Origin of the sequence: Rhodococcus sp. WWJCD1 (assembly GCF_002258735.1) — a bacterium.
Classification (GTDB): Bacteria; Actinomycetota; Actinomycetes; order Mycobacteriales; family Mycobacteriaceae; genus Rhodococcoides.
Genome location: NZ_NOXY01000012.1, coordinates 192,041 through 207,958 on the forward strand (window position 1 = coordinate 192,041; position 15,918 = coordinate 207,958).

At 65.0% G+C, this 15,918-nt stretch carries 9 protein-coding genes and 1 tRNA gene; 4 read left to right on the top strand and 6 right to left on the bottom strand.

Annotated features, from left to right (window positions below):
* Positions 1–4: 4 nt before the first annotated feature.
* From CH286_RS08560 to CH286_RS08580, 5 genes are all read right to left on the bottom strand, one after another.
* Positions 5–1,489 carry a peptidoglycan D,D-transpeptidase FtsI family protein gene (locus tag CH286_RS08560; protein ID WP_032378772.1) on the bottom strand — a complete coding sequence of 495 codons (1,485 nt, stop codon included), beginning with the start codon at positions 1,487–1,489 and terminating at the stop codon, positions 5–7.
* On the bottom strand, positions 1,486–2,943 hold the full coding sequence (locus CH286_RS08565; protein ID WP_032378773.1) for an FtsW/RodA/SpoVE family cell cycle protein: 1,458 nt from the start codon (positions 2,941–2,943) through the stop codon (positions 1,486–1,488). Before CH286_RS08565 ends, CH286_RS08560 begins: the two co-directional genes overlap by 4 nt.
* Entirely contained in the window at positions 2,940–4,385 is a 1,446-nt protein-coding gene (locus CH286_RS08570) for a PP2C family protein-serine/threonine phosphatase (protein WP_094608938.1), read from the bottom strand. The genes CH286_RS08565 and CH286_RS08570 overlap by 4 nt, the downstream gene beginning before the upstream one ends.
* Positions 4,382–4,846: an FHA domain-containing protein FhaB/FipA gene (locus tag CH286_RS08575; protein ID WP_032378775.1), complete on the bottom strand. Its 465-nt coding sequence runs from the start codon at positions 4,844–4,846 to the stop codon at positions 4,382–4,384. Before CH286_RS08575 ends, CH286_RS08570 begins: the two co-directional genes overlap by 4 nt.
* A 170-nt stretch (positions 4,847–5,016) precedes the next feature.
* Complete coding sequence (locus tag CH286_RS08580) at positions 5,017–6,483, bottom strand: DUF3662 and FHA domain-containing protein (protein WP_094608939.1); 1,467 nt, start codon at positions 6,481–6,483, stop codon at positions 5,017–5,019.
* A gap of 207 nt (positions 6,484–6,690) precedes the next feature.
* Between CH286_RS08580 and CH286_RS08585 the strand changes: the two genes are divergently transcribed.
* From CH286_RS08585 to CH286_RS08600, 4 genes are all read left to right on the top strand, one after another.
* Positions 6,691–6,776, top strand: a tRNA-Leu gene (locus CH286_RS08585).
* A gap of 415 nt (positions 6,777–7,191) precedes the next feature.
* A complete protein-coding gene (gene gltB, locus CH286_RS08590) occupies positions 7,192–11,781 on the top strand; it encodes a glutamate synthase large subunit (protein ID WP_094608940.1) in 4,590 nt (1,529 codons plus the stop codon).
* The gene (locus tag CH286_RS08595; protein WP_032401649.1) at positions 11,774–13,225 is read left to right on the top strand and encodes a glutamate synthase subunit beta; all 1,452 of its coding nucleotides are present in this window, start codon (positions 11,774–11,776) and stop codon (positions 13,223–13,225) included. The genes gltB and CH286_RS08595 overlap by 8 nt, the downstream gene beginning before the upstream one ends.
* A gap of 204 nt (positions 13,226–13,429) precedes the next feature.
* Entirely contained in the window at positions 13,430–14,332 is a 903-nt protein-coding gene (locus tag CH286_RS08600) for a cutinase family protein (protein ID WP_032378779.1), read from the top strand.
* Here the strand turns inward: CH286_RS08600 and CH286_RS08605 are convergent.
* Complete coding sequence (locus tag CH286_RS08605; RefSeq protein ID WP_032378780.1) at positions 14,311–15,837, bottom strand: MFS transporter; 1,527 nt, start codon at positions 15,835–15,837, stop codon at positions 14,311–14,313. The genes CH286_RS08600 and CH286_RS08605 overlap by 22 nt on opposite strands.
* Between the last annotated feature and the right edge of the window lie 81 nt (positions 15,838–15,918).

Consider the following 15,918-nt stretch of genomic DNA (forward strand, 5'->3'; position numbering starts at 1 on the left):
TATGTCACCTCCCCTGCAATGCGGCTGCGATGACGGCGCGCCCGATGGGTGCGGCCACGGATCCACCGGTTGCAGCCAGGGCTCGGTCTCCGCCGTCTTCCACGATGACTGCGATGGCGACCTTGGGATCGTTCGCGGGCGCGAATCCGATGTACCAGGCATGGGGTGGGGTGTTGCGTGGATCGGAACCATGTTCTGCGGTACCGGTTTTCGAGGCGATCTGGACTCCGGGGATCTTTCCCTCGCCGCTGGTGTTGTTCTCGGAGCCGATCATCAGATCGGTCAGGGTCGCAGCGGTATCGGAGCTGATGGCCTCTCCCATGGACTTCGGCTGGTAGCTCGACAGGTCGGACAGGTCGGGAGATTGCAGCTGCTGCACCAGGTTCGGGGCCATCCGCACGCCGCCGTTGGCGACCGTGGCTGCGATGACGGCGTCCTGCAAGGGGGTCAGTGCAACGTCGCGCTGGCCGATGCTGGACTGGCCGAGGGCCGCGTCGTCGTCGATCGGGCCGATGGTGCTGTCGGCCACGGGGAGCGGAATGGAGGTGTCCTCTCCGATACCGAAAGCGGCCGCGGCGTCGCGCATCTTGTCCACTCCGGTGTCGATGCCGAGCTCGACGAAGGCGGTGTTGCACGACCGTGCGAACGCTTCGCGCAGGCTTGCCGTCTGGCCGCCGCCACACGTCGAACCGTTGTAGTTCTCGAGGGTCGTCGAGGTTCCCGGCAACGTGATGTTCGACGCGGCCGTGAGCTGAGTATCAGGCGTCGCGCCCGCCTCGAGTGCGGCGGCGGTGGTGATCACCTTGAAGGTGGATCCGGGGGGATAGGTCTGCGAGATCGCCCGGTTCACCATCGGCTTGTTCGGGTCGTTGCTCAGGTTCTCCCACGCCGTGGTCGTCGTGCTGCCGTCGTGGCTGGCCAACAGGTTGGGGTCGTAGCTGGGGGTGCTGGCCATGGCGAGGATGTTGCCGGTGGCGGGATCGAGTGCCACCACCGAACCGGTGTACCCCTTGGCCGTGAGCTGGTCGTATGCGACCTGTTGGACGACGGGGTCGATGGTGGTGACGACGTTGCCGCCCCGCGGATCTCGGCCGGAGATGAGGTCGAACAAACGCCCGCCGAAGAGGCGGTCGTCGGATCCGTTGAGCACGGGATCCTCGGCCCGCTCGAGGCCGTTGCTCGAGTACAGCATCGAGTAGTAGCCGGTGATCGGCGCGTTGGCCTGGGGGCTGGCCGGAGAGATCGAGTTCTGCGGGTAGGTCCGCAGGTACTTGTAGCGGTCGTCGGTCGCGACGGAGGACGCGAGAACCTGGCCGCCGGCCGAGATCTGACCGCGCTGGCGTGAGTACTCGTCGAGCAACACACGTGAGTTGCGTGGGTCGGTTCGCAGATCGTCGGCCTTGATGACCTGGAGGTAGGTGGCATTGGCGAGCAACGCGACCACCATGACCATCACGGCGATGGACACGCGGCGTAGGGGAGTGTTCATGGGCGCTTCACCATTTCGGTCGGAGCGTCCGCGATAGGTGCTGCAGGAGCGGGCTTCTTCTTGGGGGTTGCCGGCTCACGGGCCGCATCGGAGATCTTGATCAGCAATGCGAGCAGCAGGTAGTTGGCGAGAAGCGAAGATCCTCCGTAGGACAGATACGGCGTGGTGAGACCGGTGAGCGGAATGAGCTTGGTGACGCCGCCGACGACGACGAACAGTTGGATTGCAATGGTGAACGACAAGCCGGCGGCCAGCAGTTTGCCGAAACTGTCCCGGACGGCCAGCGCGGTGCGCATGCCGCGAATGATGAACAGTAGGTACAGGATCAGCACCGCGGTCAGGCCGATGAGGCCGAGCTCTTCGCCGACGGTCGCGATGATGAAGTCCGTCTTGGCGAACGGCACCTGGGACGGGCGTCCGCTTCCGAGGCCGGTGCCCGCCAATCCGCCCGTGGCGAAGCTGAACATCGACTGGACGATCTGATATCCGGTGTCGTTGTAGTCGTCGAACGGGTGCAGCCAGGTGTCGGTTCGGATCTTGACGTGGCCGAATACCTGATACGCGAACAGGAATCCGACGATCAGCAGGCCGAACCCGATGATCAACCAGCCGACGCGCTCGGTCGCGATGTAGATCATCACCAGCACGGTTCCGAAGATCAGCAGCGACGTGCCGAGGTCCTTCTCGAACACCAGGACTGCGACCGAGACGACCCAGACGACCAGGATCGGACCCAGATCGCGGGCTCGCGGGAAGTCCATGCCCAGTACGTGCTTGCCCGCGACGGTGAACAACTCGCGCTTGGCGACCAGCAGCGAAGCGAAGAAGATGAGCAGCAGAATTTTCGCGAACTCACCGGGCTGAATGCTGAAGCCGGGCAGCCGGATCCAGATCTTCGACCCGTTGACCTCCGAGAATGCGGACGGCAGCATCGCCGGGATTGCGAGAAGAATCAGGCCGGCGAGACCGACGGTGTAGCCGTAGCGGGCCAGGGTGCGGTAGTCGCGGAGCAGCACCAGCAACGCCACGAAACCGGCGATCGCCAGTGTCGTCCACAGCACCTGCTGGTTGGCGTCGGGTGAGGGGATCGGGTTACCGAGATACTGCGCCTGCTGCTGATCGGCGAGGTCGAGTCGATGAATGAGCACCAGACCGAGGCCGTTGAGGAGTGCCACGATCGGGAGCAGTAGCGGATCGGCATGAGGCGCGAAGCGTCGGACGGCCAAGTGCGCCACCGTCATCAGCGCGAGATACGCGAGCGCGTACTTCGCCAGATCCCAGGTGATGGTCTGCTCCTGGCTGGCCTCGACCAACACCAACGAGATCGTGGTGATCAGAACCGCCGCTCCGAGCAGAAGCAACTCGACACCGCGCCGGTTCGATTGGATCGGTGCAGGAGCGAAACCCCCGGGCGGACTCGGAAAGGACCCTCCGGCAGAGGTAGGGGAACTCATCGAGTACCGGTCCTGCAGTTCTGGCCGGGAACCTGCGGCACCGTCGGTGTCGGCACCGCGGTGGTCGTCGGCGCGGCCTCGGGAACGGGATCCGCAGTCGGCGGCAACGGCACCCCGGGCGGCGGGATGATCGTCGTCGTGGGGGTCGGTTCGGGGGTGGTGGTGGTGACCGCGGGCTCGGTCTCGCAGACCGGCAACAGGTCGCCCGAGGCCAGACGCTGCACCTGGCCACGCGCATCGTCGAGGGATCCCGACGGCAATCCGGCCGTGACCTGCTCGCGGGCGGCGGGCAGAAGGTCGTCGATCTCGAAAGGAACGCAGTCGGCAGGCTCGGCATCGGGAGCGGTCAGTGTGACGGCTCCGTCGCCATCGAGGCATCCGGTCAGTTCCACGCTCTGCAGCGAGTACCCCAGCACTGAGCCGGGCAGGCCCCGCAGCACCGTGACCTTGCTGTTGTCGGCACCCACGTAGTAGTTGCCTCTGATGATCGAATTGGCAACGAGCGCACCGATTGCGGCGAGGACCACCAGGGTGAGGGCAATCAGCGTCCAGCGCAGCTTGTGCGACTTCTTCTCCGGGGTGACCACCGGGGTGGTGACGCGCTTGGGTGTCGAGCGAGGTGGCCGCATCGCCGCGGCGCGTCCTGCTGCGGTGTTGGGGGGAGGAGCGTCCTCCTCGTCCTCGGTGCTGGCGGCGCCACCGAGGATGGGATGGCTCTGTCCGTAGTCGAGGTCGATGACATCGGCGACGACGACGGTCACGTTGTCGGGTCCACCGCTGCGCAGTGCGAGTTCGATGAGACGATCGGCGCAGGGACCGGTTTCGCCCTCGTTCATCGTGTTCTCGATGGTCTCGTCGCTGACGACATCGGACAGGCCGTCGGAGCACAGCAGGTAGCGGTCGCCTGCGCGCACCTCTCGGACGGTGAGCGTCGGCTCGATCTCGTTACCGGTGAGGGCACGCATGATCAGCGATCGCTGCGGGTGCGTGTGCGCCTGCTCGGCGGTGATGCGGCCCTCGTCGACGAGTGATTGGACGAAGGTGTCGTCGCGGGTGATCTGGGTGAGCGATCCGTCGCGCAGCATGTACGCACGTGAGTCGCCGATGTGAACGAGCCCGATTCGCTTGCCCGCGAACAGGATTGCTGTCAACGTGGTGCCCATACCGTCGAGCTCGGGCTCGTCCTCGACCTGATCGGCGATGGACGCGTTGCCTTCACGGGTGGCCGCTTCGAGCTTGCCCAGCAAATCCTCACCCGGCTCGTCGTCGTCGAGGTGGGCCAATGCGGCGATCATCAACTGGGAGGCCACTTCACCGGCAGCGTGACCGCCCATACCGTCTGCCAGTGCCAACAGTCGAGCTCCCGCGTACACGGAGTCCTCGTTGTTGGAGCGGACCAGACCGCGGTCGCTGCGGGCGGCGTAGCGGAGAACGAGGGTCACGGGCGCAACTCGATCACGGTCTTGCCGACACGAACCGGGGTTCCCAGGGGTACGCGCACTGCGGTGGTCACCTTGGCTCGGTCGAGGTAAGTCCCGTTGGTCGAGCCGAGGTCTTCGACGTACCAATCTCCGCCACGAGGTGAGAGACGGGCATGCCTGGTGGACGAATAGTCGTCTGTCAGAACGAGAGTCGAATCGTCTGCACGTCCGATGAGGACGGGCTGCGTACCGAGTGAGATGCGCGTTCCGGCGAGACCGCCCTGGGTCACCACGAGGTACTTGGCCACCTTCTGCTTGTTGAACGACGGAAGAACTTTGGAGCCACCGGTGTAGCGCGCTGGTACTCGCATGCCTGCGGCCGCGTAGATGTCACTGCGCAGGGTGCGAAGGACGGCCCAGACGAAGAACCACAGCAGAAGCAGGAAGCCCGCCCTGGTCAATTGCAGAATCAATCCCTGCACGACGATTCACCTCCTCCTTCGCGATCGGACCTGCTCCCCACACGCCTGAACGTTGCGGCGCGGCAGACATGGTTGTCTCGCAGCATCATAGGGTGAAGCCGCTCGGGTGGACGACATTCGGGTGGACGAGCACGAGAGTCGACCATCGCTCGTGCCTGGCAGCCCTTGTGTCAGACGATCCGGACCAGAATCTCGGAATGTCCGGCCCTGATGACGTCACCGTCGGCCAGCTGCCAGTCCTGAACCGGGGCGCCGTTGACGGTGGTGCCGTTGGTGGAGCCGAGGTCGGAGAGCATGGCCACTCGGCCGTCCCAGCGAATCTCGATGTGCCGCCGCGAGACACCGGTATCGGGCAGTCGGAACTGCGCGTCCTGGCCGCGGCCGATGATGTTCTGACCGTCACGGAGCTGGAAGTAACGGCCGCTGCCGTCCTCGAGCTGCAGTGTCGCTGCGAGCGCCTGAGCCTGACCGGCGTACGCGGCGGGCTGGTCGTAGCCGTACCCGTCGTTACGATCGCCCCCGCCTTGCGGGTAGCCGCGACCGTAGGCAGCCGGGGCAGGTGGGTAGTCGTATGCAGGCTGCTGGTAGCCGGGCTGCTGATATCCGGCGGCCTGGGGCTCGGCGTACTGCCCGGCCGGGTCGCTGTAGGCCTGCTCCTGGTACGGGGACTCGGAGTAGGCGCTGCCGTCGGCACCGTTGTACTGGTAGCCCTGGGCGTCGTACCCCTGCGCGTTGTACCCCTGTGCGTCATAGCCTTGCGAGTTGTAGCCCTGGGCGTCGTAGCCCTGGTCCTGACCGTTGGCATTGCCGTAGGCGTGCGGGTCGTAACCCTGGTCCTGGCCGCCTGCCGCGCTGTATGCCTGACCCTGCTCGGCGTACTGCTGCTCGTCGTAGCCCTGACCGTTGTACGGCTGCTGCTGGTCGTAGCGCGGATCGTAATCGGCAGGCGCGTAGGCCTGGGCGTCGTAGCCGTTCTGCTCACGCGCGGCGTAGCGGGGATCTTGGCCACCGGCGTAACCGTTGCGAGCGCGCGGATCGGGACGATGACCGTCCGCGGGGTCGCGCTGCGGGTCGTAGCCTGGGTTCTGCGTCATGTGGCCGGCTCCTGGTATCGACATCGGTGGGGCAGACGGTCGCTGCGTAGCTGAAGGGACGGGACTTCGTGCCGGCTTGGCCGATACGTTCTGCTGGGCCGATACGTTCTGCTCGGCCGACGCGCCGTGCTGCGCAGACGGGTTTCGGGCAGCAGTCGCCGATCGTCCCACATCGGGGTCGACCGAGCCACTGGCCCGAAACTGACCGGTGTGCAGAGTGGGCGACGGTTCGAAGCGAACCACCACGTCACCGTAGGTCTGCCACCCCTGATCGCGAATGTAATCGTCGAGGTGGCGGGAAAATGCTTTGACCGTGAGTTCTCGATCGCCTGCGAGCTCGTCGTGGTCCGAGCTGTTGATGGTGATCACGTAGCTGTTGGGTGCCAGGTAATGGCCGCCGTCGAGGGGCCGAACCAGATCCGACGCTTCTTGTTGGAGCGCCGCTTCCACCTCGGCCGGTACGACGCCACCGCCGAACACGCGGGCGAAGACGTCGCCGACAGCGCCCTGGAGCTTGCGCTCGAAACGTTGAACGATGCCCATCGTGACCCCTCCTCTCACTGTGTTCTTCCACCGTGTGGTGCCTGCAGGTGCGCAGGGTGCGACAGCCGCGTGTCATCACGAGGTCGCGCTTCAAGCATGATATACGGTGCCGCCGACGCAGACCGCCTGCCGCCGTTCGCTCCGAACGACGCGAGGCCGCGATTTTCGAGCGCGGCAGGGTGCGTGTTAGTGTTCTCGCCGTCACCCGGGCGGGTGGCGGAATGGCAGACGCGCTGGCTTCAGGTGCCAGTGTCCTTCGGGACGTGGGGGTTCAAGTCCCCCTCCGCCCACCACACTGGCCGCAGCTGATCTCGATCGCTGCGGCCAGTTTTTTTCGATGCTGTTGCGGCCCGATCGTCTTACACGCGTGTACTTTTCGGCCGTCGCGTCCCCGCCGTCTCGGGAAGGGGTCGATACGTCGACCGATGTCGGGAAATTCGCAGGTGAGAGCCCACAATAGGCTTACCTTATTTGCGGGGGTACCCAGGTGCTGACTTATCGTTCGTAGTTGGATCGGCCTCACCACGGCCGGATCCGTCGAGACCCTCACTTTTCTACCATGAGCTCACCCGCTCGTGCAGAGGAAAAGCGTCGACGATCGACAGGTGCTGCTTCAACGGCGAGGACGCACCGCAGGCCGTTCGAGCAGCCGGTTACACCACACCGTCGCCGACGAGTTTCAAGGCTGGACTTATCCGAAGGCTAGGTATGAAGCACACTCCGGGCCCGCAAGGCCTCTACGATCCCGTCAACGAGCACGACTCCTGTGGTGTCGCGTTCGTGGTGGACATGCACGGTCGCCGCAGTCGCGACATCGTCGAGAAGGCGATCACCGCACTGGTCAACCTCGAGCACCGCGGTGCCGCCGGCTCCGAACCGAACACCGGTGACGGTGCAGGCATTCTGATCCAGGTTCCGGACGCGTTCTTCCGCGCCGTCGTAGATTTCGAGCTCCCCGCTCCCGGTGCCTACGCAACCGGTGTCGCATTTCTGCCGCAGGGCCGCAGCGACGCGGCACGTGCCTGCGAGGGTGTCGAGCGCATCGTCGAGAGCGAGGGCCTGACGGTTCTCGGTTGGCGTGAGGTTCCCACCGACGACTCGTCGCTCGGCGCGCTCGCGCGCGACGCGATGCCGACCTTCCGTCAGCTGTTCCTCGCCGCTCCCGACGCATCGGTCACCGATCTCGACCTGGAGCGCCGCGCGTTCGTCATCCGCAAGCGCGTCGAGCACGAGCTGGGCGAAGAGGGTGCGGGCAAGGACGGCCCCGGTCGCGAGACCGTGTACTTCCCGTCGCTGTCCTCCCAGACCTTCGTCTACAAGGGCATGCTGACAACTCCTCAGCTCAAGGGCTTCTACCTCGACCTGCAGGACGAGCGCGTGGAAAGTGCACTCGGGCTTGTGCATTCGCGCTTCTCGACCAACACGTTCCCGTCGTGGCCGCTGGCGCATCCGTTCCGACGCGTCGCGCACAACGGCGAGATCAACACCGCCACCGGCAACGAGAACTGGATGCGCGCCCGCGAGGCGCTCATCACCTCCGACGTGTTCGGTGGCTCCGAGGCGCTCGAGAAGATCTTCCCCGTGGTCACCCACGGAGCAAGCGACACAGCACGTTTCGACGAGGTGCTCGAGTTGTTGCATCTCGGTGGACGAAGCCTGCCGCACGCCGTACTCATGATGATTCCCGAGGCGTGGGAGCGGCACGAGTCCATGGACCCCGCGCGTCGGGCGTTCTACAAGTACCACTCCTCGCTGATGGAGCCCTGGGACGGACCGGCGTCGGTGTGCTTCACCGACGGCACCGTCATCGGAGCGGTCCTCGACCGCAACGGCCTGCGCCCGAGCCGGCTGTGGGTCACCGACGACGGCTTGGTCGTCATGGCGTCCGAGGTCGGCGTTCTCGACATCGACCCATCCAAGGTCGTCCGCAAGGTTCGGCTGCAGCCGGGCCGGATGTTCCTGGTGGACACCGCACAGGGTCGCATCGTCTCCGACGACGAGATCAAGGACGAGCTCGCTGCCGAGCATCCGTACCAGCAGTGGCTCGACGAGGGTCTGACCTCGATCGACGATCTGCCCGAGCGCCCGCACGTGCACATGCCGCACGATCGCGTGCTCATCCGTCAGCAGATCTTCGGGTACACCACCGAGGAACTGAACGTGCTGGTCTCGCCGATGGCGAAGTCCGGTGCCGAGGCCATCGGGTCCATGGGTACCGATACCCCGATTGCCGTGCTGTCGGCTCGCCCGCGGATGTTGTTCGACTACTTCTCCCAGCTTTTCGCGCAGGTCACCAACCCGCCGCTCGACGCGATCCGCGAGGAGATCGTCACCAGCCTCGGCGGCACGATCGGCCCCGAGGGCGATCTGCTCAACCCGGATGCCGAGAGCTGCAAGCAGATCGTGCTGCCGCAGCCGATCCTGCACAACGACGATCTCGCCAAGCTCGTGCACATCAACGACGAAGGAACGCAGGAAGAACTTCGTTCGGTGGTCGTGCGCGGCCTCTACCCGGTTGCCGAGGGCGGCGAAGGTCTCCGAAAGTCGTTGGAGGCCATCCGAGCTCAGGTCTCCGCTGCGATCTCGGGCGGGGCACGGATCATCGTGCTCTCCGACCGTGAGTCGAGCGAGAAGCTCGCTCCGATTCCGTCGTTGCTGCTGACCTCCGCGGTGCACCATCACCTGGTGCGGGAGAAGACCCGTACCAAGGTCGGCCTGATCATCGAGTCCGGTGACGCCCGCGAGGTCCATCACATGGCTCTGCTCATCGGTTTCGGTGCCGCAGCGGTCAACCCGTACATGGCGTTCGAGTCGATCGAGGACATGATCGAGCGCGGCGCACTCACGGGCATCGAGTTCGACAAGGCCGTCGGCAACTACATCAAGGCCGCAGGCAAGGGCGTGCTGAAGGTGATGTCCAAGATGGGCATCTCGACGCTCGCGTCGTACACCGGAGCGCAGCTGTTCCAGGTCATCGGCCTCTCGCAGGAACTGGTCGACGAGTACTTCACCGGCCTCAACAGCCACCTCGGCGGCATCGATCTCGATCAGGTGGCCGACGACGTCGCGGCGCGACATGCCGTCGCATACCTCGACAACCGTCAGGAACGCGCGCACCGTGAGCTCGAGACGGGCGGCGAGTACCAGTGGCGCCGCGAGGGGGAGTACCACCTCTTCAACCCCGACACCGTGTTCAAGCTGCAGCACTCCACCCGCACCGGTCAGTACGACGTCTTCAAGGAATACACGAAGATGGTCGACGACCAGTCCGAGCGACTCGCGTCGCTGCGCGGTCTGTTCCGCTTCAAGACCGAAGAGCGACAGGCCATTTCGATCGACGAGGTCGAGCCGGCGAGCGAGATCGTCAAGCGTTTCTCCACGGGTGCGATGAGCTACGGCTCCATCTCGGCCGAGGCACACGAGACCCTCGCCATCGCGATGAACCGTCTCGGCGGACGCTCGAACTCCGGTGAGGGCGGCGAGGATGTCTCGCGGTTCACCCCCGACGAGAACGGGGACTGGCGACGGTCGGCCGTCAAGCAGGTCGCGTCGGGACGCTTCGGTGTCACCTCGCACTACCTGACCAACTGCACCGACATCCAGATCAAGATGGCGCAGGGAGCCAAGCCCGGTGAGGGCGGCCAGCTTCCGGCGCACAAGGTGTACCCGTGGGTCGCCGAGGTTCGGCATTCGACGCCCGGCGTCGGTCTGATCTCGCCGCCGCCGCACCACGACATCTACTCGATCGAGGATCTCGCGCAGCTGATCCACGATCTGAAGAACGCCAACCCAGAGGCCCGCATCCACGTGAAGCTGGTCTCCGAGGTCGGCGTCGGAACGGTCGCGGCCGGTGTGTCCAAGGCCCACGCCGACGTGGTGCTCATCTCGGGCCACGACGGCGGCACCGGCGCAACGCCGCTGACGTCGGTCAAGCACGCAGGTGGACCGTGGGAGCTCGGCTTGGCCGAGACCCAGCAGACGTTGCTGCTCAACGGTCTTCGTGACCGCATCGTCGTTCAGGTCGACGGCCAGCTCAAGACCGGCCGCGACGTGATGGTCGCCGCGCTGCTCGGTGGTGAGGAGTTCGGCTTCGCCACCGCTCCGCTCGTCGTCTCGGGCTGCATCATGATGCGTGTCTGCCACCTCGACACCTGCCCGGTCGGCGTTGCGACGCAGAACCCGTTGCTGCGCAAGCGTTTCGCGGGTAAGCCCGAGTTCGTCGAGAACTTCTTCATGTTCATCGCCGAGGAGGTTCGCGAGCTCATGGCCGAGCTCGGGTTCCGCACGCTCGACGAGGCCGTCGGTCAGGTCGGTCTGCTCGACACCACCGCTGCCAAGGAGCACTGGAAGGCGTCGAAGCTGGATCTGTCGCCGATCCTCGAAGAGGTCGAATCGGCCTTCATGAACCAGAACCTCTACAACACCGGGGTTCAGGATCACGGCCTCGACAAGGCTCTGGATCAGCAGCTCATCGCGGCCAGCCGCAACGCATTGGACAAGGGCGAGAAGGTCGTCTTCGAATCCAAGATCACCAACGTCAACCGCACCGTCGGAACGATGCTCGGACACGAGGTCACCAAGGCGTACGGCGGCGTCGGGCTCCCGGACGACACCATCGACATCACGTTCACCGGCTCGGCCGGCAACAGTTTCGGTGCGTTCGTCCCGTCGGGAATGACGCTCCGGCTGCAGGGTGATGCCAACGACTTCGTCGGCAAGGGACTGTCCGGTGGACATCTCGTGCTGCGTCCGTCGTTGAGTGCTCCCAAGGGATTCGTCGCCGAGGACAACATCATCGGCGGCAACGTCTTCCTGTTCGGTGCCACCAGCGGCGAGGCTCTCATCCGGGGTGTCGTCGGCGAGCGTTTCGCCGTACGTAATTCCGGCGCGGAGGCCGTCGTCGAAGGCGTCGGCGACCACGGGTGCGAGTACATGACCGGCGGCAAGGTGGTCATCCTCGGCACGACGGGCCGCAACTTCGGTGCCGGCATGTCCGGCGGCGTCGCGTTCATCTTCGATCCGAACAAGACGTTCGAGGCCAACCTCAACACCGAGCTGGTCGACATCGACGAGCTCGAGGGCGACGAGTTCACCTGGTTGAAGGACATCGTCACCCGTCACCAGGAGCAGACCGGCTCCGAGGTGGCCGAGCGGATCCTCGCGGACTGGTCACAGCAGGTGAACGATTTCGTGAAGGTCATGCCTCGCGACTACAAGAAGGTACTGCTGGCCATCTCCGAAGCCGAGAAGAACGGCGCGGACGTGGACGAAGCGATCATGGAGGCAGCTCGTGGGTGACCCACAGGGATTTTTGAAGAACACGGTTCGCGAAGTACCCAAGCGGCGGCCCGTCGATCTGCGCCTGATGGACTGGAAAGAGGTCTACGAGGACTTCTCGAAGGACACTCTGCGTACCCAGGCCAGCCGGTGCATGGATTGTGGTATTCCGTTCTGCCACAACGGTTGTCCGCTGGGGAACCTGATTCCCGAGTGGAACGACCTGGTGTTCAAGGATCGCTGGCGCGACAGCATCGATCGCCTGCACGCCACCAACAACTTTCCGGAATTCACCGGACGGCTGTGCCCGGCTCCGTGCGAGGCGTCGTGTGTCCTGGGCATCAACCAGGATCCGGTCACCATCAAGCAGGTCGAGGTCGAGATCATCGACAAGGCCTTCGAAGAGGGCTGGGTCACGCCGGTCTACCCGACACACCTGACCGGTAAGACCGTCGCCGTCGTCGGGTCCGGACCCGCGGGACTTGCTGCCGCGCAGCAGCTCACCCGCGCCGGCCACACCGTCACGGTGTTCGAGCGTGCCGATCGCATCGGCGGACTGCTGCGGTACGGCATTCCCGAGTTCAAGATGGAGAAGCGCCACATCGATCGACGGCTGGCGCAGATGGAGGCCGAGGGCACCGTCTTCCGCACCAACGTCGATGTGGGCGTGGACATCTCGGCCGACGAGCTGCGTGAGCAGTTCGACGCGGTCGTGCTGTCCGGCGGTGCCACCGCGTGGCGCGACCTGCCCATCGAGGGCCGCGAGCTCGACGGCATCTACCAGGCCATGGAGTTCCTGCCGCACGCCAACCGCGTCCAGCAGGGCGACTTCGCTGCGCCGCCCGTCAGTGCCGAGGGCAAGAAGGTCGTCATCATCGGCGGCGGCGACACCGGTGCCGACTGCCTGGGTACCTCGCACCGACAGGGCGCGGAGAGCGTGCACCAGTTCGAGATCATGGCGCGGCCGCCCGAGGAGCGGGCAACGTCCACCCCGTGGCCGACGTATCCGCTGATGTACCGCGTCGCGTCCGCACACGAGGAGGGCGGCGAGCGCGTCTTCTCCGTCAACACCGAGCGTTTCGTCGGCGAAGACGGCAAGGTCACCGCACTCGAAGCCTGCGAGGTCGAGTTCAAGGCCGGCAAGTTCGAGAAGGTCGAAGGCAGCGAGTTCACGCTCGAAGCCGATCTCGTTCTGCTCGCCATGGGATTCGTCGGACCCGACAAGGGCGGTCTGCTGACCGACCTGGGCGTCGACTTCAACCAGCGCGGCAACGTGGAGCGCACCAACGAGTGGGTCACCAACGTCCCCGGCGTCTTCGTTGCCGGAGACATGGGCCGCGGCCAGTCGCTCATCGTGTGGGCCATCGCCGAGGGCCGCTCCTGCGCGGCCGCCGTCGACACCTTCCTGCAGGGAGCAACGGCACTACCGTCGCCGATCGTGCCCACCCAGGCACCGCAGCGGTAGACAACACTCGACCGCCCCCCGGGGGATCAATGTCTCTTTGTTGCACTCTGAGCGACTGAATCTCACATTGATCCCCGGGTGGGTGCCGAGAATCCCCCATACGGTTACGTCCGTTAACCATGTAGGCATCTGATGGTCACAGGCCCCTGGCATTGTCGGTATCGAACAACGAAGCGTTCGATCACCCAGTGAGGCCCCCTCCCCATGAGTGTCAAGAAGATCTGCGCCGGTGTCGGCGTCGCTGCAGCGGTTGCATCCGGTCTGGTCGTCGGAGCATCGCCCGCCGCCGCTGATCCGGGCGATTGCCCGTCCATGTACGTCGTGGCCATTCCGGGAACGTGGGAGACCAGCTCGGGTGCCGCACCGAAGCCGGGGATGCTCACCGACGTCACCGATCGTCTCGGCGACGACATTCGCACCGACTACGTCTCGTATCCCGCCACCGCGTTCCCGTGGGAGGGCGAGGTCTACGGGCAGTCGCGCGCCGCTGCGGTCACCAATGCCGGCGGAATGTTGAAGGCGATGGCAGATCGTTGTGGGGCAACAAAACTCGGCATCATCGGATACAGCCAGGGAGCCGACGCGGCCGGTGATCTCGCCGCTGCGATCGGCACCGGGGTCGGCGTTGTGCCTGCCGACAAGGTGGTGGCGGTGGGTCTGATCTCGGATCCCAAGCGCTCCGACACCGACGCTCTGGTCGGTCCTGCCGTGGTGGGCACCGGGGTCGGTGGACCTCGCGTCGGAGGATTCGGTTACGTCAGCCCTGTGGTGCGGACGTTCTGCGCCGTCGGCGATCTGTACTGCTCGACGCCGAAGGACGACTACGTGGCGCGTCTGGCCGGCTTCCTCGCTGTCTCCTCCAACCCCGCGCCCGATGTAGCCGATCAGTACTCGCAGGAAGCGCAGTCGTTGATCGCGGACTTGGCGGCGGCCGGGGGCCTTCCGGTTCTGCAGGGTCAGCTGACCGACCAGGCGAACGAACAGCGCAGCCGGGAGATCGAAGCGTTCTACCGCTCGGGAATCCATCAGGAATACCAGAGCTACGACGTCGACAACGGCCAGTCCGCGACGCGCTGGTTGGCGCGCTATCTCTCCGACGCGGTCTGACGGCGAAGTAGCACGAAGACAGCCACCGCACTGACGGCCATCAAACCAGCGCTCCACCCGGCCGCCAGATTGAAGCCGTCGATGAACGACGAGTTGGCGACGGCAGTCAGTTGCGAGCCGAACGGCTCCGGTAGGTAGTCGGCGACGGCGATGGCACCGCCGATGGTTTCTCTGGCGGGATCGGCGATCTCGGCGGGCGTGCCGACCGGGATGACGTCTTCCATGCGGTGGCGGTAGACGGTGCTGCCGATCGTGCCGAGGATCGCGATGCCGACGGCCCCGCCCAATTCGGCTCCGGTTTCCGACAATGCCGATGCAGCACCGGCTTTCTCGGGTGCGGCGGCGGTGAGAACAATATCCGAATTGAGGGTCGACGCCGCTCCGATACCGAACGTCAACAGGGCCATCCCGGTGAGCAGTAACGGTAGGCCCGAGTCGGCAGCAACGAAGACCATTGCCGCGCAACCGAAGGCGATGAACAGCAGGCCACCGGCGATGATGGTGCCGGTCCTGATCACCTTGCTCAGTGTCGGCGCAAGGACGGCGCCGGCCGCCGCCGCAACGGCAGGTATCAGCAGCCACAGTCCGGCTTCGAGCGGTCCGAGGCCTACGACGAGTTGCAGGTACTGCGAAGCGAACAGGCTGAACCCGGTCATGGCGAAGATGACGAGGAACTGCACCACAACCGCTGCGCTGAAGGCTCGTTCGGCGAAGAGCGTCACGTCGATGAGCGGATTCGCTGCCTTTCGTTGCCGGATGACGAATACCGTGCCCAGCGCCAGCCCGAGCACGGCCGTGGTGATCGTTGCTGCGTCGATACCCTCCTGCGCGCCGTGTTTGATTGCATAGACGATCGAGAGCATCGAGGAGATTGCGAGTATCACGCTGATCGGATCGAATCGTCCGGGGTCCGAATCCTTGAACTCGGGGACCAGCAGCGGTGCCGCGACGAACAGCACCACCATGATCGGAATGTTGATCAGAAACACCGAACCCCACCAGAAATGTTCCAGCAGAACACCTCCGATGACGGGGCCTACTGCTGCTCCGCCGGCGAACCCTGCGGTCCACAGTCCGATTGCTTCCTTACGCTGAGCGGGGTCGTGAAACATGTTGCGTATCAACGACAGTGTGCTCGGCGCGATGGTCGCTCCGCCGATTCCCAGTAGGGCCCGTGCGACGAGAAGCATCTCGGGAGATGTGGAGAACGTTGCGGCGAGTGACGCCGCACCGAACACGACTGCACCGATCATCAGGAGGGTCCGCCTGCCGATGCGGTCACCGAGAGAACCCATGGTGATGAGCAGGCCGGCGAGGAGAAATCCGTAGATGTCGAGAATCCACAGCGTCTGATTGCTGGTGGGTTCGAGATCGGCCGTCATGAACGGCAGAGCCAGATAGAGCACCGACATGTCCATCGACACGACGAGAATGGGTACCACCAGTACTGCGAGGCCGAGCCAATCCTTCTTCGTGGCGCGCTGCTCGGTGGTCCTGTGGCTCACTGTGACTTCCCTTTCCGTACGGACACCCCAGCTTAGGGGTGTCGGGAGTACGTTCGGTGAGGAAAGTGGGACTCGCCGAAA

Excerpts from the sequence above, each read along its gene's own strand:
- CH286_RS08600 (WP_032378779.1), top strand. The coding sequence starts at position 13,430 with ATGAGTGTCAAGAAGATCTGCGCCGGTGTCGGCGTCGCTGCAGCGGTT.
- CH286_RS08580 (WP_094608939.1), bottom strand. The coding sequence starts at position 6,483 with ATGGGCATCGTTCAACGTTTCGAGCGCAAGCTCCAGGGCGCTGTCGGC.
- CH286_RS08560 (WP_032378772.1), bottom strand. The coding sequence starts at position 1,489 with ATGAACACTCCCCTACGCCGCGTGTCCATCGCCGTGATGGTCATGGTG.
- CH286_RS08565 (WP_032378773.1), bottom strand. The coding sequence starts at position 2,943 with ATGAGTTCCCCTACCTCTGCCGGAGGGTCCTTTCCGAGTCCGCCCGGG.
- gltB (WP_094608940.1), top strand. The coding sequence starts at position 7,192 with ATGAAGCACACTCCGGGCCCGCAAGGCCTCTACGATCCCGTCAACGAG.